The sequence below is a fragment of the Brevibacillus thermoruber 423 genome, from assembly GCF_000454065.1.
Lineage (GTDB): Bacteria > Bacillota > Bacilli > Brevibacillales > Brevibacillaceae > Brevibacillus > Brevibacillus thermoruber.
On the sequence record NZ_ATNE01000001.1, the window covers coordinates 276,740 to 298,734 of the forward strand.

General features: G+C 60.6%; 18 protein-coding genes. 3 read left to right on the forward strand and 15 right to left on the reverse strand.

What is annotated here, in order from left to right; all coding sequences use genetic code 11:
- Positions 1–13: 13 nt before the first annotated feature.
- The 3 genes from M516_RS0101340 to M516_RS0101350 form a co-directional block, all read right to left on the reverse strand.
- A complete protein-coding gene (locus M516_RS0101340; RefSeq protein ID WP_029097513.1) occupies positions 14–832 on the reverse strand; it encodes a cytochrome C assembly family protein in 819 nt (272 codons plus the stop codon).
- 30 nt (positions 833–862) lie between these two features.
- Complete coding sequence (hemA, locus tag M516_RS0101345) at positions 863–2,224, reverse strand: glutamyl-tRNA reductase (RefSeq protein WP_029097514.1); 1,362 nt, start codon at positions 2,222–2,224, stop codon at positions 863–865.
- Positions 2,225–2,350: 126 nt separating this feature from the next.
- A complete protein-coding gene (locus M516_RS0101350; RefSeq protein WP_029097515.1) occupies positions 2,351–3,970 on the reverse strand; it encodes a methyl-accepting chemotaxis protein in 1,620 nt (539 codons plus the stop codon).
- A 166-nt stretch (positions 3,971–4,136) separates the two neighbouring features.
- Here M516_RS0101350 and M516_RS0101355 point away from each other — a divergent pair, with 166 nt between their 5' ends.
- Positions 4,137–5,078: an EamA family transporter gene (locus M516_RS0101355; RefSeq protein ID WP_029097516.1), complete on the forward strand. Its 942-nt coding sequence runs from the start codon at positions 4,137–4,139 to the stop codon at positions 5,076–5,078.
- Between the two features lie 157 nt (positions 5,079–5,235).
- On the opposite strand, the gene M516_RS0101360 is transcribed toward M516_RS0101355, so the two are convergent.
- The 10 genes from M516_RS0101360 to rph all read right to left on the reverse strand — a co-directional run bounded on the left by M516_RS0101360 (position 5,236) and on the right by rph (position 17,214).
- Complete coding sequence (locus M516_RS0101360; RefSeq protein WP_035288696.1) at positions 5,236–6,588, reverse strand: protein O-GlcNAcase; 1,353 nt, start codon at positions 6,586–6,588, stop codon at positions 5,236–5,238.
- 25 nt (positions 6,589–6,613) lie between these two features.
- The gene (yihA, locus tag M516_RS0101365; RefSeq protein ID WP_029097518.1) at positions 6,614–7,282 is read right to left on the reverse strand and encodes a ribosome biogenesis GTP-binding protein YihA/YsxC; all 669 of its coding nucleotides are present in this window, start codon (positions 7,280–7,282) and stop codon (positions 6,614–6,616) included.
- Positions 7,279–9,618 (reverse strand): endopeptidase La, encoded by a 2,340-nt coding sequence (gene lon, locus M516_RS0101370; protein WP_029097519.1) that lies wholly within the window; start codon positions 9,616–9,618, stop codon positions 7,279–7,281. Before lon ends, yihA begins: the two co-directional genes overlap by 4 nt.
- Positions 9,619–9,774: 156 nt before the next feature.
- Positions 9,775–11,466: an ATP-dependent protease LonB gene (gene lonB / locus M516_RS0101375; RefSeq protein WP_029097520.1), complete on the reverse strand. Its 1,692-nt coding sequence runs from the start codon at positions 11,464–11,466 to the stop codon at positions 9,775–9,777.
- A 334-nt stretch (positions 11,467–11,800) separates the two neighbouring features.
- A complete protein-coding gene (clpX, locus tag M516_RS0101380; protein WP_029097521.1) occupies positions 11,801–13,066 on the reverse strand; it encodes an ATP-dependent protease ATP-binding subunit ClpX in 1,266 nt (421 codons plus the stop codon).
- 20 nt (positions 13,067–13,086) lie between these two features.
- Positions 13,087–13,674, reverse strand: a complete 588-nt coding sequence (gene clpP / locus M516_RS0101385; RefSeq protein WP_255309773.1) for an ATP-dependent Clp endopeptidase proteolytic subunit ClpP — start codon at positions 13,672–13,674, stop codon at positions 13,087–13,089.
- A 172-nt stretch (positions 13,675–13,846) separates the two neighbouring features.
- Positions 13,847–15,139, reverse strand: coding sequence for a trigger factor (tig, locus tag M516_RS0101390; RefSeq protein ID WP_029097523.1), 1,293 nt, complete (start codon positions 15,137–15,139; stop codon positions 13,847–13,849).
- Positions 15,140–15,270: 131 nt separating this feature from the next.
- Positions 15,271–15,795 (reverse strand): metallophosphoesterase family protein, encoded by a 525-nt coding sequence (locus tag M516_RS0101395; RefSeq protein WP_029097524.1) that lies wholly within the window; start codon positions 15,793–15,795, stop codon positions 15,271–15,273.
- Between the two features lie 41 nt (positions 15,796–15,836).
- Entirely contained in the window at positions 15,837–16,439 is a 603-nt protein-coding gene (locus M516_RS0101400; RefSeq protein WP_029097525.1) for an XTP/dITP diphosphatase, read from the reverse strand.
- Positions 16,432–17,214 (reverse strand): ribonuclease PH, encoded by a 783-nt coding sequence (gene rph, locus M516_RS0101405; protein WP_029097526.1) that lies wholly within the window; start codon positions 17,212–17,214, stop codon positions 16,432–16,434. The genes M516_RS0101400 and rph overlap by 8 nt, the downstream gene beginning before the upstream one ends.
- Positions 17,215–17,457: 243 nt before the next feature.
- Between rph and M516_RS0101410 the strand changes: the two genes are divergently transcribed.
- The gene (locus M516_RS0101410; protein ID WP_029097527.1) at positions 17,458–18,699 is read left to right on the forward strand and encodes an MFS transporter; all 1,242 of its coding nucleotides are present in this window, start codon (positions 17,458–17,460) and stop codon (positions 18,697–18,699) included.
- Between the two features lie 60 nt (positions 18,700–18,759).
- Here the strand turns inward: M516_RS0101410 and M516_RS0101415 are convergent, their stop codons facing one another.
- Positions 18,760–19,824 carry a GerMN domain-containing protein gene (locus tag M516_RS0101415; RefSeq protein WP_029097528.1) on the reverse strand — a complete coding sequence of 355 codons (1,065 nt, stop codon included), beginning with the start codon at positions 19,822–19,824 and terminating at the stop codon, positions 18,760–18,762.
- Between the two features lie 136 nt (positions 19,825–19,960).
- On the reverse strand, positions 19,961–20,773 hold the full coding sequence (gene racE / locus M516_RS0101420) for a glutamate racemase (protein WP_029097529.1): 813 nt from the start codon (positions 20,771–20,773) through the stop codon (positions 19,961–19,963).
- Positions 20,774–20,939: 166 nt separating this feature from the next.
- On the opposite strand from racE, the gene M516_RS0101425 reads away from it, so the two are divergent.
- Entirely contained in the window at positions 20,940–21,893 is a 954-nt protein-coding gene (locus M516_RS0101425) for a superoxide dismutase (RefSeq protein ID WP_029097530.1), read from the forward strand.
- Positions 21,894–21,995 lie beyond the last annotated feature (102 nt).

Genomic DNA, 21,995 nt, shown 5'->3' on the forward strand with positions numbered 1-21,995 from the left:
CCTTGCATGGCGGTTACAGCCAACTGTGGAATTTGGAGATGTCGGTGGCCAGAAAGTTGACCAGCAGCAGCAGAAACGCCGTCAGGTTAAACTGGGCCAGCCGCCGCATCTGCCACGTGTCGCTGAAGCGCTTGTACAGCCAGTACGAATACGCCCCCAGCACCAGGATCGACAGCAGCACCTTGGCATCGAGCCAGAACTTTTCCGGCAGGACCAGCTTGCCCCAGATGATCCCGAGGATGATCGCCAAGAGCAGCATCGGCACCCCGACCACGTTCATCCGGTACGCGTATACTTCCAGCATGTCAAGGCTGGGCAGCCGCCGTAAAAGCGGCGTCCAGCGCTTTTCTTTCAGCATTTTATGCTGCAGGAGATACATGGCCGAAAAGATCATCGACAGGGAAAACGCCCCGTAGCTGAACATCGCCAGCGTGATGTGGATCAAGAGCAGTTCCGACGTGAGCGTCTCCGATACGGCCGTCAGCGGCGTCTCCGGCAAAAACATAGAGAGCACCAGCACGACAAAGCCGATCACGTTGGTAAAAAAAACCAGCAAATCGATGCGAAAAAAATAGTTGATCACGAGCGACAGGGTGACCAGCACCCAGGAATAAAAAAAGAGCGTCTCAAACAGCGTGATGACGGGAAAGTAGGATTTCTCCGCCATCTGTGAGACGAAAAAAGCGGATTGCAAGGCCCAAACGACAGCAAGCAACCCGAAAGCCAGACGGTTGACTTTCCGGTTGCTTTGCAAGAAGTCGTTGAAATAGAAGAGAACACTTGCAGCGTAGAGAAAGATCGTCAAGTCGTAGATCCATCTCGCGTCGGCCATGTACGCTCTCCTCTCTTTCCATTTCGGTATCTACTCGCGGACGCGGGACGCAAAGACCTGCTCACGAGTGGACAAGTGTTTTTTTTTCTCTTTTTCCCAGTTGGCTTCCCGCTCGAACCGCTCCAGGATCTCTTCCAGCGCAAAGATGGCGGAGAACATGTCCAACACGTCTTCCCCGTTCGACTTGGCTGCCAACTCCTTCAAACGGACGACCGGATCGTGCAATAATTGATTGATCATGCCCTTGGTCGTCTTGCGGATGATGTGCAGCTCGCGCTCGGTCAGGTTGGACAGCTTGTTCTCCATTTTGCGCATCCCCTCGCTGTGGATGGCCTCCGCCTTTTCACGCAGCGCGGCGATCAGCGGTGATACGCCCAGCGTCTGGTACCAGGTGGTGAAGGCGACGATTTCATCGGCAATCATCCCTTCCAGCCGCTCCGCCTCGCGGGAACGTTCCGCCAGGTTGCTGGCGACAATGCCCTCCAGATCGTCAATATCGTAGAGGTACACGTTGTCCAGGTCGTGCAGGCTGGGGTCCAGATCCCGCGGCACGGCGATGTCGATCATGAACAGCGGACGGTGTTTGCGCCGCTGCATGATCGGCATGAGCTGGTCCTTGGTGATCACATAGCCTGCAGCTCCCGTGGAGCTGATGACGATGTCGGCGGTGAGCAGCGCCTCAGGGAGCTGCTCCATCGTACAGGCGTCCCCTTTGAATTTCTCCGCCAAAAGCCGGGCACGCTCCAAGGTCCGGTTGGCGACCCGCACGTGCTGCGAACCGTTGGCGTGCAGGTGTTTGGCGGTCAGCTCGCTCATTTTGCCCGCGCCGACGATCAGTACTTCCTTGCCCGCGAAGGAGCCGAAAATCTTTTTCCCCAGTTCCACCGCGGCGTAGCTGACGGAGACGGCGTTTTGGCCGATCCCCGTTTCCGTGTGGGCCCGCTTGGCAAACGTGACCGCCTGCTTGAACAGCATGTTGAACACCGTGCCGGTCGTCTCGAGCTGCTGAGCAAGCAGGAAGGCGTCCCGCACCTGTCCGAGGATTTGCGTCTCGCCCACCACCATGGAGTCAAGGCCGCAGACGACGCGGAACAGGTGTTCAATCGCTTCTTCGTTTCCTTTTATATAAAGATGCTGCTTGAACGACTCTTTGTCGACCCCAAACCACTCCGCCAGAAATCTCAGCACGTAGTCCCGCCCCACGTTCAACTGGTCGCAGACCACGTAGATTTCCGTGCGGTTGCACGTTCCGAGAATGACGCATTCCGCGATGCTCTTCGTCTGGGAGAGGAGATGAAGAGCGCGTGCCGTCCCGTCATCGCTGAACGTGAATTTTTCCCGAATTTCGACTGGTGCTGTTTTGTAATTGAGACCCAGCAAAAGGATATCCATAACGTCCTCCCAGTATTACATGCCAGCCGGCTCTGTGTAAAATGCACTATTATTATAACATTATGTCCCCAAACGACCAGTTGTAATTGTGAAAAGTTTATTAACGGGTGCACCTGGGTCTCTATGCTACACGCGAAACCGCTTCGTGATTCGCTGCAGCGCCATCGTCTTCTCGGCCAGCGTCCCCGCTTCCTCAGCCAGCAGATGCACGCCGCCTGCCTGCTGCTCGACTGCGCTGGCCGCCGCCGAGACGCTCTCCGCAATCTGGCCGGCGATCGTCTTCACCTGGGTCAGCGTCTGGCCGATCGCCCCGCAGTGCTGGACGAGCCGCTCGGCCCTCTCGGCGTTCTGGGCCGACAGCGCCTGGTTGGCGTCCACCACCACCTGCAGGCTGCGGATTGCCTCGCCCGCTTCCCGCACGTGACGGCTGGAGAGTCGCAGGTCGCCCAACTGGCGCTCCACTCCTTCCGCAGTCTCGGTCACGTCCGCATGAATGGCGGCTGCGGTGGACAGGATGTTGTCCGCAAACTGCGCGGTCTCCTCCGCCAGCTCGCGAATCTCCGCCGCCACCACGGCAAAGCCCCGGCCGTGTTCCCCGGCGCGGGCCGCCTCGATGGATGCGTTGAGCGCCAGCATGTTGGTCTGCCGGGCAATCTTGGTGATCGCCGCCACCTGCTGCCGGATCTGTTCCGCAGCCTGTGCCAGATGGCGGATCGCTTCCGCCGTTTCGGCCATGCCGGACTCCGCTTGTCCCACCTGGCGGGAAGCCGTCTCCACCGCATGGTTGCCCCGCTCCGTGGTCATCGCGGCGCTCCCGCTCATCTCTCTCGTCTTGTTCAGCGCCGCCTGCATCTCCGTCAGCATGGCCGTCATTTCCTGCAGGCGCTCGACCGCTTCGGCGGCCGCGTGGGCCTGCTCCTCGGTCCCCGACTGAAACTGCTGCATCATGCCGCTCAGCTCGTCGAAGGTGTCCCGCAGTTCCCGTGCCTGCTGCGCCTGGTTCCGGCTGATCTCCCCCGTGATGTCCGCCGCGCCCGCGATCTCGCTTACGATGTTCTGGATGCCGATCGCCATCTTATTTAATTCCAGCCCCGTCTGGTGAAATTCATTGCGCGAGCGGGTGACGATTTTCCGGGTCAGATCGCCGGACGAGACGGCCCGGGTCAGCTCGCGCCATTCCTGCAGGCTGGCGCGCATGGTCCGGTACAACCAAAAGCCTCCGATCAGCCCCACGCCGAGCGAAACGGCTGCCCACACCGACGCATCCGCAAGCGGCAGGCCCTTCCCAAGCATGGCCGCCCATCCGCACAGCGGCGGGATACAGCCGAGACCGATCAGCGCCGGTCCCAAAAACGGGCGGTGCAGAATCGTCCCCATCCGGAGGACGTACCGCCTGCCGCCAAACGTGCCGATCGGAGCGGCGGTGTCGATCAGCCGCTCCCCCGTGTTGCGCAGGTAAAGCTGGGACAAGACCTCGCGCGTGGCGGCCGCCCGCCGCCCCACCTCGTCATCAAACACGATGCCCTCCCGCAGCCGGTTGGTATGGATGTGACCGTACCCCGTCTCATCGACGATGACGAAGTATTCCCGATTCCCCAACTGCTCGTCCAGGATCTGCCGGACGGCTTCCCGTTTCTCCTCCAACCCGCTGCTGCCCGCCAGCAGCTCGGCCAACCGCTGAGCGGTGCGGGTGACTTTGGCTTCCGCCCGGCGGGCCCGCCGCGACCGAAGTACGGACTGGTTCATGTGAATCCCCCTCTATTTTATTTTTCTTTATTTTCCGATATTTGCTCCCGGTTGCCAAGCGGTTTTCCGCTTGTGCTTGCTTTCCCCGCCGGTTTGCCTTATCATGCAGGCATGGAACCGGAACGTTTGCAATCGTCTGAATCATTTGGAAGGAGAGAAACGACTGTTGAAAAAACAATGGATGGCTGACGTGACCCTGTTTCTGATCGCGTTTGTCTGGGGAGCCACGTTCCTCGTCGTCCAGCAGGCCATCGCCGCTCTGCCGCCCAACGCCTTCAACGCGGTGCGCTTTTCCATCGCCACCCTCTTTCTGCTCGCCATCCACTGTCTGATCGATCGCGAGCAGCTGCGGAGCTGGAGCTTCCCGCTGATCAAGGCCGGATGTCTGATCGGATTTTGGCTCTGTCTGGGCTACGCCCTGCAGACGGTTGGATTGATGTACACCACACCGTCCAAAGCGGGCTTTATTACCGGACTGTCGGTGGTGCTGGTCCCGCTGTTTTCCTTTCTGATCCTGCGCGACCGGGTCAAACCGGCTGCCGTCGCCGGGACCCTGATCGCCGCCTGCGGGCTCTACCTGCTGACGCAAACCTCGACGCTTGCGTTCAACCTCGGCGACGTGCTGGTCTTCGGCTGCGCCATCTGCTTTGCGCTGCAGATCGTCGCCACCGGCAAATACGCTCCGCGTTTTCCTGCCCTCCCGCTGGCGATCGTCCAGTTGGGGACGGTGGCCGCGCTGAGCTGGGGGTACGCGTTGTTGTTCGAAGACTGGCGCCTCGCCTTCGACCCGGCGGTCCTGTTTGCGCCGGAAGTGGTCCGCGGCCTGATCGTGACCTCCATCTTCGCCACCGCGCTCGCCTTTTTGGCCCAGACGGCGCTGCAGAAGGAGACCAGCTCCACCCGCGTGGCGCTGATCTTCTCCCTGGAGCCGGTGTTTGCCGCCCTCACTTCGTACCTGTGGATTCACGAAGTGCTGACGGCGCGGCAGTTGGCGGGCTGCTTCCTGATCTTTTCCGGGATGATCCTGGCGGAGCTGCCGATCCTGGAGTGGTGGAAAAGCCGGCGCATCAGGAGAAATCAGGAAGCCGGCCGCCGGGAGTCGGCGTGATGGGCAGTGACGGATGAAAAAACGGGGCTGGCTTGCGTGCCAGTCCCGTTTTTTCACGGCGCCCGGTCCGGTTTGGTTTGCCCCCACTCGTCATTCCCGACGACCGTCCCCCATAAAACACAATCCAGGCCCCACGCTGACCGTGGAGCCCGGTTTGCTACCTCGTCTGTTTCAATTCCAGAAGCACCGCTTCCACAAACAGCTTCATCACGCTGCCGCACACCTTTTGCGGCAGCCGTTCGGTCCGCTTCATCCAGTGCTTCAGCCGGAGCAGGTGATACGCCGCCCGGAGCGTCCGGCCGCTTGTGCCCGCCTCGATCATGGCGGTAACCGCCTGCCCGACCTTGGCCCAATGCCGGTACTTCTCCACCCAGCCGCCGATCTCGGCGGCCAGTTTGCGGTTGCGCATCCGCTCCAGCAGGTGCAGGGCGGTCTCCTCCATATCGGCAAACACACGCCCAAGCATGCGCAGTCCCGCCTGCCGGTCCCCGTACAAAAACTGAAAGCGAAACTGCAGAAACGCCTCCAGCAGTGCCGGCGATTCCGTCTCGTTGAGAAACGAGCCCTGCACGTTGTCGGCGAAGCGGAGAACGGCGGCGGCGTCTTCCGGTCCGGCCACCTCTTCCACGGCCTGGGACCACGCCGAGGCTGGATCGTACCCTTCCGGATCGCGCAGGTACGCCGCTGTCGTAAGCAGCGGAATTTTCGAACTCTCCGCCCGTGCCATCGGGTTGGCCACATACCCGGCAGCGTGCCGCCACAAGCCGGGATCGCGGTTGCGCAGCGGGCCGATGTGCAGTTCATCGGCCATCGCCAGGTCGTTTACCGGATAGTTGTCCCAAATCAGCGGCTTGTGCCCCGTCCGTTCCGCAAAAAAGCGGGCGTCCGCCTCGGGCAGATACGGCGAACAGACAAAGCGGCCGGTCCAGAACAGGTCGATCGCCGCCGGCAGGCGACGTCCCAGCTCCGTGATGTACGGTTCGTCGCCCATGCCGTGATACTGGGCGGGACAAACGGTCAGCTCCACCCGCTCCTCCCAGCCGTCCATCGCCTCGCGCAGCCTCAGCGCCACATCCGCATGCGCTTCCGCCAGCGTGCGGTAGCGGCTCACGTCCGCCGGATGCATCAAGGCCAGCGGGATGTCGTCAAACAGCAGGGCGAAGTGGCGCACGCCCCGTTCGTACATGGACCGGTACTTTGCCAACAGGCGGGAAAAATGGCCGTCGTTGGCGTACTCCATGCTCAGGCCGGGACTCAGGCAGTAGACAAATCGCACCCCTGCCTCCCGGGCGCACGCCATCCAGCCCTCCATCTGCTCCAGGGCCTCGGGCGGATGCGGCTCCTGCCAGCGTTCCCGCAGATAGGGATCGTCCTTGGGCGAGTAGTAGTACGCGTTAAACCCGTGACGCCCCAAAAAGCGGATCATGTCCAGCCTCTCCGCGTTTGTCCACGGAGTGCCGTAATAGCCTTCAATTACCCCGCGAACGGGAAAAAACTCACGGTTGTGCACGGACACCCCTCTCTTCCCGCTGATGTTACGACGGGGAGCTGCCCGTTTCCGCCGTTTCCGGCGCCGCGCCGGAGAGATCCTGCTCAGCTTCGGGGGCCGTTTCGTCTTCCTGCCGCAAGCGGCGGATGATTTCGCCCCATAGTTCGTCCCGTCCCTGTCCCGTTTCCGAGGAGAAGATGATGAGTGCATCGTCGCCGCGCAGCTGGAGCTGTTCGCGGATCACTTTCGTATGCTGCAGCCAGCGGCCGCGGGCGATTTTGTCCCCCTTGGTGGCCACGACCACGGTGGGAATGCCGATTTCCTTGCACCAGTCGTACATCGCCACATCATCCTTGCTGGGCGCGTGGCGGATGTCCACCAACTGAATCACAAACCGCAGCTCCTGGCGCTGTTTCAGATAATTTTCAATCATTTTGCCCCACTGCTGTTTCAGCGACTTGGCCACTTTGGCGTAGCCGTAGCCGGGGAAGTCGACGAAGTAGAGCATGTTGTTGACGCGAAAGTAGTTCAGCGTCTGCGTTTTCCCCGGCTTGGAGCTGGTGCGGGCCAGCCCCTTGCGATTCATCATTTTGTTCAGCAGCGAGGACTTGCCCACGTTGGAGCGACCCACCAGAGCGATCTCTGGCAGGCCATCTGTCGGGTACTGTTTGGGTCCGACGGCGCTGACGACAAATTCGGCCGATGTGATCTTCATCGCGTTTCACCAACCGCTTGCCGGGTAAGCGCGTGGCGCAGGACCTCGTCCATGTGTTCCACCGTGATCAGCTTCAAGTCCTTTCGCACGCTTTCCGGGATGTCTTCGATGTCCTTCTCGTTTTCCTTGGGCAGGATCACCGTCGTCAGTCCGGCCCGGTGAGCGGACAGCGCCTTCTCTTTCAGTCCGCCGATCGGCAGCACGCGGCCGCGCAGGGTGATCTCACCGGTCATGCCCACCTCTTTGCGCACCGGGATGCCGGTCAGGGCGGAGACGAGCGCCGTGGCGATGGTGATGCCGGCGGATGGACCGTCTTTGGGGATCGCTCCTTCCGGCACGTGAATGTGGATGTCGTTTTTCTCGTGGAACTCGGGGTCGATGTTCCACTCGGCGGCGCGGGAACGGATGTAGCTGAACGCCGCCTGGGCCGACTCCTTCATGACGTCGCCGAGCTGACCGGTCAGCGTCAGTTTCCCCTTGCCGGGCAGAATGCTCACCTCTACGTTCAGCGTGTCGCCGCCCGCCTGTGTCCAGGCCAGGCCGGTTACAGACCCCACCTGATCCTCCCGCTCGGCCAAGCCGTAGCGATAGCGCGGTTTGCCAAGCAGGCTCTCCACCGTTTTGGGCGTCACCACGACCCGCTTTTTCTCGCCGCTGACGATCAGCTTGGCCGCTTTCCGGCAGATGCTGGCCGCCTCCCGGTTCAGATTGCGCACGCCCGCTTCCCGGGTGTACTGACGGATCACCTTCAGCATCGCGTCCTCGTTCATCTGCAGTTTATCCCTGCCCAGCCCGTGCTCCTCCATCTGTTTGGGCAGCAGGTAGTCGCGCATGATGTGCAGCTTTTCCAGCTCGGTGTAGCCGGCGATGGAGATGACCTCCATCCGGTCCAGCAGCGGACGGGGAATCGTATGCGTGCTGTTGGCCGTCGTGATAAACATCACGTTGGTCAAATCATACGTCTCTTCGATGTAATGGTCGCTGAACTTGTCGTTCTGGTTGGGGTCCAGTACTTCCAGCAGCGCGGAAGCCGGATCGCCGCGGAAATCGGAGGCCAGCTTGTCGATTTCGTCCAGGAGAAAGACGGGGTTGATCGTGCCGGCCTGTTTCATCCCCTGGATGATGCGGCCCGGCAGCGCTCCCACATAGGTGCGGCGGTGGCCGCGGATTTCCGCTTCGTCACGCACTCCGCCGAGCGAGATGCGGACAAACTCCCGCTCCAGGGCACGCGCGATGGAGCGGGCGAGCGAGGTTTTCCCCACGCCGGGAGGACCGACCAGACAGAGGATGGGACCGCGCATGGAATTGACCAGCTTTTGCACCGCCAGGTACTCCAGCACCCGCTCCTTCGGCTTTTCCAGCCCGTAGTGGTCTTCGTTCAGCACCTGTTCCGCGTGACGGATGTCCAGATTGTCGACGGTCCTGCGCGTCCACGGCAGGGACAGCAGCGTGTCGATGTAGGTCCGGATCACCGCTCCTTCGGCGGACGTGGTCGGCATCTTCTCCAGGCGCTCCAGTTCTTTCTCGATCTTGTTCTTGATCCGTTCGGGGGCGTCGGATTTCTCCAGTTGGGCGCGCAGTTCATCCACTTCACCCTGCCGCCCGTCCTTTTCACCTAGCTCCTTTTGGATCGCTTTCATCTGCTCGCGCAGGTAGTATTCCTTCTGCGTCCGCTCCATCTGCTTCTTGACGCGGTTGCTGATCTTGCGCTCCAGTTCCAGCACCTCGCGCTCGTTGTTGAGGATGTCGAGGAGAATGTTGAGCCGCTCCTTGATGTTGGTCGTCTCCAAAATCTCCTGTTTGTCCTTCATTTTCAGCGGCAGATGGGAGGCGATCACGTCGGCCAGCCGTCCCGGTTCCTCGATGTCGCTTACCGAGGTAAGCGCCTCCGGCGAAATCTTTTTGGACAGCTTGATGTACTGTTCAAAATGGCTCAGCACGGCGCGCATCAGCGCTTCCACTTCGTTTTCGTCGGCCTTTTCCTCTTCCAGGTACGTGATCGAGACCTGGAAGAAGTCATCCTGCCGCAGGTATTCCTCGATTCGGGCCCGCTGCAGGCCTTCCACGAGGACGCGGATCGTGCCGTTCGGCAGCTTCAGCATCTGTTTGACCCGCGCAACGGTGCCGACGCTGTAGATCTGCTCGGCGCTGGGTTCTTCTATGTGGACTTCTTCCTGCGTCGCCAACAGGATCTGATTGTCATCCACCATGGCCTGCTCCAGGGCGCGGACTGATTTTTCCCGTCCCACATCCAGATGGAGAACCATGGATGGATACACAAGCAGCCCGCGCAACGGGAGAAGCGGTATCTCTCGTTTACCGGAACGTTCGCCCAAGCTTATGCACCTCTCCTTGATCTGTACGAATTGCCTGCTTAACATGCAAAAACGGCTCCGACAGCCGTTTTTGAACATCGCGGAAGCTTCGCAGTGAAGCTTTTTATCATTGTAGCGCAAACGGAATCCGATGTCTAATCTCCGGGCGCACCGCCGTTACAACGACAGGGGCGAAGAGGCGAGATCTTCCGCCGGAAGCTGCAGGGTGAAACCGGCGCTCTCCGTCTCCGGTTCCGCCAGGAGAGCCAGCTCGATCGCCTGCTGGACGGTGGAGACGGGAATCACCTCGATGCCCTTCATATCGGCAAACAGCGACTGCCAGTTCTCCTCGGGAATCAGCACGCGTTTCGCCCCCGCCTGTCGGGCCGCTTCCACCTTGGCAACCACGCCGCCGACCGGTTTGACCTTGCCGTGGATGCTCACTTCCCCCGTCATGGCAACCAGGTTGTCCACCGGCCTCTCCTTGATCGCCGAATAAATGGCGGCGGCAATCGTGATGCCCGCCGAGGGACCGTCCACCGGCACGCCGCCGGGAAAGTTGATGTGCAGGTCGTAATCGTACGGCTGGACGCCCAGCCGGTTCAGCACGGTCAGCACGTTTTCGATCGAGCCTTTGGCCATCGACTTGCGCCGGATCGTCCGGCTGCGGCTGCCCATTTCCTCTTCTTCGACCAGGCCGGTCATGGTGACGCGGCCGGCCCCGGGTGCCGCCGCCCGGCTGGCGGTCACCTCCAGCTCCATCACGCTGCCCATGTTGGGGCCGTACACGGCCAGGCCGTTGACCAGTCCCACCTGCGGCGAGTCATGCACCCGCTTTTCCTGGCGCGGCGACTTTTGGCTGCTGTGCACGACCCATTCCACGTCGACGGCGCGGATCGTCGAACGCCCCTCGGTCAGCGCGATCCCCGCGGCGATCTGCAGGGTATTGATCGCTTCCCGGCCGTTGGTGGCGTACCGTTCGATGACGCCGACGGCCTCGTCCTCCATCGTCATGTCCATCTTGGAGACGGCGGTGCGGACGATGCTCCCGATCTCCGCCGGCTTGAGCGGTCGGAAAAAGATCTCCAGACACCGGGAGCGGAGCGCCGCCGGCAGCTCTTCCGGCATCCTCGTGGTCGCTCCCACGAGGCGGAAATCGGCCGGCAGTCCGTACTTGAAAATCTCGTGGATGTGGGACGGTATCTGCGTGTTCTCTTCGCTGTAGTAGGCGCTCTCCAGCATCACTTTGCGGTCTTCCAGCACTTTCAGCAGCTTGTTCATCTGCACCGGATGCAGCTCGCCGATTTCATCCAGAAACAGCATGCCGCCGTGCGCCTTGGTCACCGCCCCCGGCTTCGGCTGGGGAACCCCTGCCTGCCCCAAGGCACCTGCCCCCTGGTAAATCGGATCGTGCACGGAGCCGATCAGCGGATCGGCGATGCCCCGTTCGTCAAAGCGGGCAATGGTCGCGTCAATTTCCACAAACTTGGCGTCGCTGGAAAACGGCGACAGCGGATTCCGCTTCGCTTCTTCCAGCACGACGCGGGCGGCTGCCGTCTTGCCGACGCCCGGCGGACCGTAGATGATGACATGCTGCGGATTAGGCCCGCACAAGGCGGCACGCAGGGCGCGCAGCCCATCCTCCTGTCCGACGATCTCTTCCAGCTTGGACGGCCTGGTCTTCTCCGAGAGCGGTTCCGTCAAGGCGATCATCCGCATCCGCCGCAGTTGGTCCAGGTCCTTGCGCGACTCCCGGTCACTCGATGTTTTGGTCGTCCGCTGGGCGCGGAGCAAATTCCAGAAATAGGTTCCTATGATGATCCCGACGACTACTTCGATGCAGGCAATCACCAATGTGGTATAGTCCATCCGTTAACCCTCCCACGCTCACTGTTCGCACCGCTTCCGGAAGAAACGCTTCTGTTGCAGTCAACACGGCAAAAGCCGGTTCTTCCCTCGAGGATGCTTGTGTTTGCCGTATCAGGCCGCGATCGCGAGAAGTTCCTTCCTGATACAGTGATCCAATCAAAAAGCGTCTCGTGAACTATATTGAGTAGTATTGCCTCGCAATCGCGGGCGTAAACAAGCCGATCCGGCATTCCCCGCCGCTTGGGCGGGCACAGCCGGCCGGGCGAACGGGAGCGCAAACGAAAAACCACCCCGACGATCGGGGTGGTATGGCTGGCGTTTCCAGCAGTGCCGGTTACGCGCTTTCGTTTTTCAGTTCGCGGCCTTCCTTGGTCATCAACTGCGGCTTCACCTTGTCGCGCACGGTTTCTTCGGTGATCACGCACTTGCTGATGTCTTCGCGGGACGGCAGTTCGTACATCATGTCGAGCATGATCTGCTCGATGATGGCGCGCAGTCCGCGGGCGCCGGTGTTCCGCTTGATCGCCTCCTTGGCGATCTGCGTCAGCGCTCCCGGTTCGAACTCCAGCTCTACGCCGTCCAGGCTCAGCAGTTTTTGGTACTGCTTCACCAGCGAGTTTTTCGGTTCGGTCAGGATGCGGACCAGTGTTTCCTCGTCCAGCGGTTCCAGCGTGGCCAGCACGGGGAGACGGCCGACAAATTCCGGAATCAGCCCGAACTTGAGCAGGTCTTCCGGCAGCACGTACTTCAGGTACTCGCCCGGCTTCAGGTCGCCTTTGACGCCGTCGCTGAAGTCGGTGCCGAACCCGATCACCTTTTTGCCCAGACGGCGCTTGATAATCTGCTCGATGCCGTCAAACGCCCCGCCGCAGATGAACAGGATGTTGGACGTGTCGATCTGGATGAACTCCTGGTGCGGATGCTTCCGACCGCCCTGCGGCGGCACGCTGGCAACCGTCCCCTCGAGAATTTTCAGCAGCGCCTGCTGCACGCCTTCGCCGGATACGTCGCGGGTGATCGACGGATTTTCCGACTTGCGGGCCACCTTGTCGATCTCGTCGATGTAGATGATGCCCTTTTCCGCCTTCTCCACGTCGTAATCGGCTGCCTGGATCAGCTTGAGCAGGATGTTTTCCACGTCTTCGCCCACGTACCCCGCTTCCGTGAGGGAAGTGGCGTCGGCGATGGCAAACGGCACGTTGAGAATCCGCGCCAGCGTCTGGGCCAAGAGCGTCTTCCCGCTTCCGGTCGGGCCGATCAGCAGGATGTTCGACTTTTGCAGCTCCACATCCTCGATCTTGGCGCCGGAGTTAATCCGTTTATAGTGGTTGTACACCGCCACCGAGAGGGATTTTTTCGCCAGATCCTGGCCGATCACGTAGTCGTCCAGGATTTTGCGGATCTCCATCGGCTTGGGGATTTCCTTCATGTCGATTTCTTCTTCCGTGCCCAGCTCTTCCTGGACGATTTCGTTGCACAGTTCGATGCACTCGTCGCAGATGTACACGCCGGGCCCGGCCACCAGCTTGCGCACCTGCTCCTGCGATTTGCCGCAGAAGGAGCATTTCAGCTGGCCTTTGTCGTCGTTAAACTTAAACATGCGCTTCACCTCACAACGGGTCAGTTTTTCCGTTCAATAATGGCGTCAATCAATCCGTACGCTTTGGCTTCCTCTGCGCTCATGAAGTGGTCACGATCGGTGTCCTTTTCCACACGTTCGTATGGCTGACCCGTCCGTTCCGCCAGGATTTGGTTGAGCTGGCGCTTCGTTTTCAAAATCCAGTCCGCGTGGATGCGGATGTCCTCCGCCTGGCCGCGTACGCCGCCGAGCGGCTGGTGAATCATCACTTCGCTGTTCGGCAGGGCAAACCGCTTCCCTTTTGCCCCCGCCGCCAGCAGGACGGCTGCCATGCTGGCCGCCATGCCGATGCAGATGGTGGACACGTCCGGCTTGATGTGCTGCATCGTGTCGTAGATGGCCATGCCCGCCGTCACGGAACCGCCCGGAGAGTTTATGTAGAGTTGAATGTCCTTATCCGGGTCTTCCGCCTGCAGGAACAGCAGTTGGGCGACCACCAGGTTGGCCACTTCATCGTCGATCTCGCTGCCGAGAAAGACAATCCGGTCCTTCAGCAGGCGCGAGTAAATGTCGTACGCGCGCTCGCCGCGGTTCGTCTGTTCAATGACCATGGGGATTAGCATATGTATCTCCTCCTCTGCTGTCAAAGAGGTAGTGTGCAGCCGCCGATACGAGGGCTGCGGCCGAAAAAACGCAAGATGGTGAAAAACAAGGCACGAACATTATCGTGCCTTGTATATCGTTTGGCAGTCGGGTCAAGCGGGAACCTGCCTGCCGGTCGTTCATGCGTTCTTCCTAAGCTTATGCACTGACTTTGTTTTCTGCAACCAGGAAATCGACCGTCTTCCGCGTCTGCACGTCGCGGTACAGGGCAGCCATACCGTCTTGAGCGGTGAAGATTTTGCGCAGTTCGTCGGCAGGACGACCGTATACGCCCGCCAGCTTGTTCAGCTCTTCGTTCACATCTTCTTCGGTCGCGGTGATGTTCTCCGCCTTGGCGATTGCCTCCAGGGTCAGCGCGGTGCGCACGCGGGTGGTCGCGTCAGGGCGAAGCTGTTCGCGAAGCTGGCTTTCATCGGTGCCGGAGAACTGGTAGTACAGGTCCAGGTTCAGGCCTTGGAACTGCAGGCGCTGACCAAATTCGTTCACCATTTGGTCCAGTTCGTGCTCGATCATTACGTCCGGAATGTCGATTTCGGCGTTTTCCGCCGCTTTCAGCACGAGCTGCTCGCGGATGTACTGCTCCTTCTCCTGAGCCGCTTTTTCTTCCAGCTTTTTCTTGGTGTCAGCCTTCAACTCTTCCAGCGTGTCGAACTCGCTCACGTCTTTGGCAAACTCGTCGTCCAGCGCCGGCAGGTTTTTGCGCTTGAGGCCGTTCAGCTTCACCTTGAAGACCGCGTCTTTGCCGGCCAGGCTCGGAGAGTGGTACTGTTCCGGGAAGGTGACGTTGATCTCCTTCTCCTCGCCTACGTTCATGCCCACCACCTGCTCTTCAAAGCCGGCGATGAACGTGCCGGAGCCCAGTTCGAGGGTGTAATTTTCTGCTTTTCCACCCTCAAAGGCAACGCCGTCCTGGAAGCCTTCGAAGTCGATCACGGCCAGATCGCCGTTTTGCGCCGGGCCTTCTTCCACGGCCACCAGCTCGGCGTGGCGCTCCTGCATGCGCTTCAGTTCGGCTTCCACGTCCGCGTCGGTGACGTTGAACTCTTTCGATTCGATGGTCAAGTTTTTGTAGTCGCCCAGCTTCACTTCCGGCTTCACCGTTACGGTCGCCTTGAAGATGAGAGGTTTGCCCTTTTCCATCTGCTCAACGTCCACCTCGGGACGGTCAACCGGTTCGATGCCGGTTTCCCGCACAGCTTGTCCGTAAGCGGCCGGAAGCAGGATGTCCAGAGCATCCTGGTAGAGCGCTTCCACGCCAAAACGCGCTTCGAACAGCTTGCGCGGCACTTTTCCTTTGCGGAAGCCCGGAACGTGCACGTTCTTCACGACCTTTTTGAACGCCTGATCCAATGCCGCATCCACTTGCGAAGCATCTACTTCAACCGTCAGGACCCCCTGGTTATTCTCTAACTTTTCCCATTTTGCTGCCACGTAAACTTCCCCTCCTAGATTGAATCCACAGAACACCGCCCGCAGTGACCGGTTTGCAGTCGGCACGGGCGATGCAATTCTAGCCATTATAACCATTTAAGTATAGCACATATTCACCATTTTTCAAGAAGTCAGCGCCGCAGGGAAAAACTCCCCCCCAGCCGGTCCAACGGGTTGCCGCGGTGGTCGTAATAGGTAACCTTGACGCGCACTTCCCGCTTTTTCGTCTCAAGCTGTTCCAGGTACGCGTAGGTGGGAACGTCAAAACCGCGGGGGAGCTGCAGGCTGCCCGGGTTGAGAAACAGGATGCCCCGCTCGACGCCGCAGACCGGAACGTGGGAATGGCCGAACAGCACGACGTTGGCCCCCGTTTCCTCCGCCCGGTAGTGCAGCCGCATGAGCGAGCTTTTCACCCCGAACAGGTGGCCGTGCGTCTGCAGGATTTTCAGGTCCTTCCACTCGGTCAGCTGTTCGTCGGGAACGTCCCCGGCCGCATCGCAGTTGCCCTTGACCAGAACCATGCCGGCAAAGGGTTCCCGCTGCCAGTCGACGCAAAGATCGCCGCAGTGAAAGACCTTGTCCGCCGCGTGGCGTTCCATCGTCTCTTTCACTTCGCGAACCAAGCCGTGCGTGTCGCTCAGGATCAGAATGCCCACTGTACCGCACTCCCTTCTGCCTGTATTCTGCCGATGAACCGCTATCCCTGCCGCTTGATCGCCGCCAGCAGATTGCGCATCGCCATCGCCCGGTGGCTGATGCGGTTTTTCTCTTCCGGCGACAGCTGCGCCATGGTCAGCCCCTTGTCCGGCAGGTAAAAGACCGGGTCGTACCCGAAGCCGTTGGTGCCCTGCGGAGCTTCGGCGATGACGCCCTCACAGGTGCCTTGGGCCACGACGGGCTCGCTGCCCGGTTCCGCCAGGACGAGCACGCAGCGGAAACGTGCCGTCCGCTGCTGTGCCGGCACTCCGCGCAGTTCGTCCAGCAGCTTTCGCCAGTTTTGCTCATCGCTGGCGTGTTCGCCGGCATAGCGGGCGGAATAGACGCCGGGGCGTCCCTCCAGCGCGTCCACCTCCAGGCCGGAGTCGTCGCCCACGGCCGGCATGTTCAGGTATGTAGCAACGGTCATCGCTTTTTTCAAGGCGTTGGCTTCAAACGTGTCGCCGTCCTCCACCACTTCCGGCACGCCTTCAAACGCTTCCAGGCTGACGCCTTCCCAGCCCAGTTCGGCGAACAGGCTGTTGAATTCCTTTACCTTTCCTTTGTTCCGCGTCGCCAGCACCACTCGTTTTCGCTCAGACATGACTCTCCTCCGCCACCGTTTCCTGATCGTTTTCGTTGTCGTCCGCAAACGTCAGCGGTACGTCGGCCAGCGCTTCCTTTTGCGCGGCAATCAGTCCGTCGATGCCTTTTTTCGCCAGGGAAAGCAGTTCCTGAAGCTGCTCGCCGGTAAACGGCGCTTCTTCGCCCGTGCCCTGCAGTTCGACAAATTTGCCCCGTCCGGTCATGACGACGTTCATGTCCACCGTGGCCGTCGAATCTTCTTTATAATTGAGGTCCAGCATCGGGTGGCCGTCGATGATGCCGACCGAGGTCGCTGCCAGAAAATCGCGCAGCGGCATCTGCTTTATGGTGCCGGCCTCCACCAGCTTTTGCATCGCGTCCACCATCGCCACAAATGCGCCGGTGATCGCCGCCGTCCGCGTACCGCCGTCGGCCTGGATCACGTCGCAATCCAGCCAGATGGTGCGCTCTCCCATCGCTTCCAACTGAACGACCGAGCGCAGCGCACGGCCGATCAGCCGCTGAATTTCCATGGTTCGTCCGCCCACTTTGCCTTTGGACGATTCCCGTGGGTTGCGTGACTCCGTGGCCCGAGGAAGCATGGAGTATTCGGCTGTAATCCACCCTTTTCCGCCTCCGCGCATGAACGGCGGCACGCGATCCTCCAGTGTCGCCGTACAGATTACCTTGGTGTCTCCTACTTCGATTAGACAAGAACCTTCCGCGTGTTTGATGTAATTGCGCGTAATCTTGACTGGGCGCAATTGGTCACGGTCACGGCCATCAAGTCTCATTCCATGTTTCCTCCTAGCTTGCTATCGTCAACTCCGCTCATTATACCAGACGCAGGAAACCCTCTGCCACTCCGCAAAGCCCTGGAACGCATTTCCGAAGCTGTGGAAAAATCCGCTGCCGAAAGCCCGGAGAAAAATCCATCCGTTCGGCGGGAACGAAACTCCGGCAAAGAGGGGTCTTGCGCACACACACAAATTTGACTAACATCTAATTAGACAATTAACTAATTAATGGTGATTCTTATGACGTCCTCCCTGCTTTTGCGTCAAGCCAATTTTCGCAGGCTGCTGCTTGCCAACTTTTTCAGCGGAGTCGGGGATTGGTTCAACAGCGTCGCCGTCCTGAGCCTGCTGTTGGAGATCACCGGCACGGCCATGGCCGTAGGCATTACGCTGGCGCTCCGCACCTTGCCCTACCTGGTGTTCGGGCCGCTCGGCGGGATGCTGGCCGACCGCTTCAACCGCAAAGCCGTCATGGTCGCCTGCGACCTGGTGCGGGCGGTGATCGCCCTCTGCTTCCTGTTCGTCTCCTCCGCTGACGACGTCTGGATCGTCTACGCCGGAACGTTTGCCCTCGTCGCCTTTTCCGCGCTGTACAACCCGGCGAGGATCTCCCTGATCCCGGACGTCGTCGAACGCGATCAGCTCCTCTCGGCCAATGCGCTGGAGGAAAGCGTGTTCGGGATCGTGATGGCGGCCGGATCGCTGGTCGGCGGCGTCTTTGCCGCCTATTGGGGGACGGATGCCGCGTTCGTCTGCAACTCGCTTTCCTTTGTGCTGTCCGCGGCGCTGATTCTGCGGATTTCCCTCCCCCCGCGATCAAGCGGTGTCCGACGTGAAGCGGACAAGGAGGAGCGCAAAGCGAACGAACCGTCCTACCGTGACCTGTTTTCGCTGATCCGCCAAACTCCCCTGGTCCTGTACACCCTGCTGATGACGACCTTGTGGCCGATCGGGGGAGGTATTCTCAACGTGCTGATCAGCGTCAACGCCTACCAGGTGTTTGCGGCCGGCAAAAGCGGAGTCGGTCTCCTCTACGGCGCGATCGGACTCGGGTTCATCGTCGGCGGCGTGGCGGCCGATCTGCTGAAACGGCGGCCTTACCACATGGCTTCCTACAGTCTCGCCGTCGAAGGCTTCGCTCACGTGCTGACCAGCTTCGCTCCCACCATTTACCTGGCGGCCGCCTGCTACGCGCTCTCCACCGTCGCCGGGGGGATGGGCAACGCCAGTCTGCGCACGCTCCTGATGCGGCATCTCAACAACGCGTACCACGGCCGTGTGTTCGCTCTCGAATCGACCATCTCCAGCGTGCTCATCGGCCTCTCGATGCTCGTCGGCGGATGGCTGCTCACCGTCTTTGAACCGCGGCTGCTCGGTTTTGCCGCCGGGCTGCTGATCACCCTCTGCTCGCTGATCCTCGGCGTCTTGATCTGGCAGGCCTCCCGGACAGCCGATAGCGCCGCCCCGGCTCAACCGGACTGACAGGTCCGCCGCAAACAAAAAACCACGCCTGCCGATTCGGGCGTGGATTCTCGCGCGCTGTCAAAACTGCATCGTGTTGATGTGGACGGGGCGGGCGACCGGCTTGGTGAAATCGTACGTTCCGCTGGTGAGCGGCTTGCCTTCCACCAGCAGTTGAACCTGTTTGGCCCCTGTGCTTTCGGTCAGCGAGAGAACCAGCGACTCCAGCGCTTCCGGATTGGCTTCCCTGCCGTCGTCGTACCTGAGGATGTCGCTGCTCAGATCGACAGTGACCAGGTCATTCTCCTGCTTCACATTCAGCACCCGGGTGGTGCGCAGGAGCGAGCTGAACAGCGGCGAATCGTCTTTCGGCCCTTTGATCAGCTCCTCCACCGCCGCTTTGGCCACGTTCTCCGTCTCCGGCACCAGGCGGGTGACCGGCACGAAATAGGAGCGCTTGTCATCCAGTTGTCCCTGAAAATAGACCGTGACCGACGTGGTGCGGCCGGGAACGGCCCCTTCCGCCAGCTCCAGGTTGATCCCGAGGCTGCGGTCCAGAGCGGACGAGATCGGGGTGCTGCCCACCGGCATTTCGGTAAGCGGCGTGCCGTTTACCCAGATCTGCACCCTTTTGACGTTGGCAAACTCGGTCAGCGCCCGGGTCACCGCGTCCAGAATCTGCTTTTCGTTCTTGCTGTCGTACGTTTTGAACTCCTTGGAAAAGTCAACCGTCGCCAATCCGTCCTTGATGACCAGCCCTTTTACCTCCGTCCCTTCAGGGAGTACCGCGGAAAAGCCGTTGGGGAGCAGGCTTTCCACCGGTCCGCCTTTGACCATGTAGGTCAGCACCTGTTTCGCCACCCCTTCCGTTTTGGGCAGGGTCAGCGTGAACGGCACCACGAATCCGTTGGCGTCCAGCAAGTAGACGGTACGATCGACCGACTCTGTGACCGCGGCCTCCGCCCCACCGGCTGTGCCATCCGTCGGCGGCAGACCGTTCGGTGTATTCTGGGCGGCTTCCGACTGCGGCGGGGGTGCATCGATGCTGGTGGCTTCCTTTTCCGGCCCGAAGAGACCGCACCCCGAAAGCAGAAGTGCGCTGACCCCAAGCACGGCCGTGATTGTGCCGATGCGATGTATCTTCATCATTACCCAGCCTCCTCCAGACACTTTGTACTATCATGTATACGAGCAGGGCTTGGGTTTATGCGTTGAAATGTCCGAAAAGAGTGAGAGCTGGCAGAAGAAAAACAGCGGCGCCATGGTTGGCGCCGCTTTTAGCTTAGGGTTGATACGACTGCTCCAGCGACCGGCGCTCCACCTTCACCCCGCAGCCCAGCCACTCCTCCGCGATGGAGCGGAAATTGTCGGCGTCGCCGCTGGTGAAGAACAGATGGCCGGGAGCCGAAGACGTTTCGCCCGCCCTCGCAATCGAGGCATGCCGGGTCAGTTCCCGCGCGGTTTCCTCCGCCGAGCTGATCAAGGTGACGGATGGCCCCATCACTTCCTGGATGACGGGGGCCAGCAGCGGGTAATGGGTGCAGCCCAAAATCAGCGTGTCCAATTCCTCCCGGATCAAGGGCTCCAGCGTCCGGGCCACCACCCGGCGCGCCTCCGCCGTATGCTGCTGATGGTGTTCCACCAGCGGAACAAACGCCGGACAGGCCAGGCCCGCCACATACGTCTCCGGCCGCAGCCGCAGCAGGGCTTGCTCGTACGCGCGGGTGCGAATCGTCGTCTCCGTCCCGATCACGCCGATCCGGCCGCTCCGCGTGGCCCGCGCCGCCGCCCGCGCTCCCGGCTCGATCACGCCGATGACCGGCAGCGGCAGATGCTGCTGCGCTTCCTCCAGGACGACCGCCGTTGCGGTGTTGCAGGCCACTACCAGGGCCTTCACGGGATAGTGGGTAACAAACTCAATCATTTGAAAACTGTAGGCGCGTATCTCTTCCGGCGACTTGGAGCCGTACGGGCATCGGGCGTTGTCGCCGAAGTACAGAATCCGTTCGTCGGGAAGCTGCCGCATCACTTCTTTCGCTACCGTCAGTCCTCCCACTCCTGAGTCAATAATGGCAATTGCTCGTTGGTCGCTCATAGGTGTGTCTCCCCTGTTGTGATGTCCATCTCCCAGCATACCACTTTTTTGCGTTTGTGGTATAACCATATGCGGTCCGCCTGTGCCACGTACTCCGCATATGCCGCACCATCGCTGGGCGCTTTTCATACGCTGGAATAGAATAGCGAGAAAAGGAGGAATCGCGTTGGAAGAACAGATCAAGCACCTCGTCAACTGGAGCCAGTGGGGCAGCCAGTGGATTGAGCATCTGCGCAAGTCCAAGCAGCTCGGCCGGGAGCTGGAGCGCCACCTGCACAAGTTTGACGAAGCGTTTACGCTTATCGGCCGCAAAGCGGCACAGATAAAGAAAGCCCCTCATCACGAGGCCGTTCCCGCGCTGATCGCCAAGGCGGAAGTGGTGCAAAAGCAGTTTCACCAATTCCTCCGCCTGATCCAGCACAACGAGCAGGAACAGCCGGAGACCTTGAAGGCCGCCTTTTCCTCGTCCCGCCAGCCGGTGCCCGTCGCCCGTCCCGTACCGGTCGGACGCCATACGCTGCCCCCTCTGCCGTACGCCTACGACGCCCTGGAGCCGTACATCGACGAAACGACCATGCGCATCCACCATGACAAACTGCACCGCAGATACGTGGAGGACCTGAACAAGGCCGAGCTGAAGCTGGCGGAGGCGCGGGCGAGAAACGACTTCGCCCTGATCCGCCACTGGGAGCGGGAACTGGCCTTTAACGGAGCCGGCCATTACCTGCACACGATTTTCTGGCAGGTGATGCACCCGGAAGGCGGCGGCGAACCGCACGGCGATCTGGCGGAATACATCCGGCGCTACTTCGGCTCGTTTGACGCCTTCAAAGCCCAGTTCACGCAAGCCGCCGTACAAGTGGAAGGACCGGGCTGGGCGATCCTCGTCTGGTCGCCGCGGGCGCAGCACCTGGAGATCCTCCAGGCGGAAAAGCACCAGAACCTCTCCCAGTGGGACGTCGTGCCCCTGCTGGTGCTGGACGTCTGGGAGCACAGCTACTTCCTGCAATACCAGAACCAGCGGGACAAGTACGTCAGCAACTGGTGGAACGTCGTCAACTGGTCGGCCGTCGAGGAGCGCTTTCAGCAGGCGAGGCGGCTTCGCTGGCAGCCGTTCTGAAACGCGCAGCCCCTTCCGTCCCCCATCTGCCGGAAGGGGCGATGCATTTTATCATCGATTCAGCTCATTGGCATCCTTCTGCATTTGCGGTACAGTCAAATT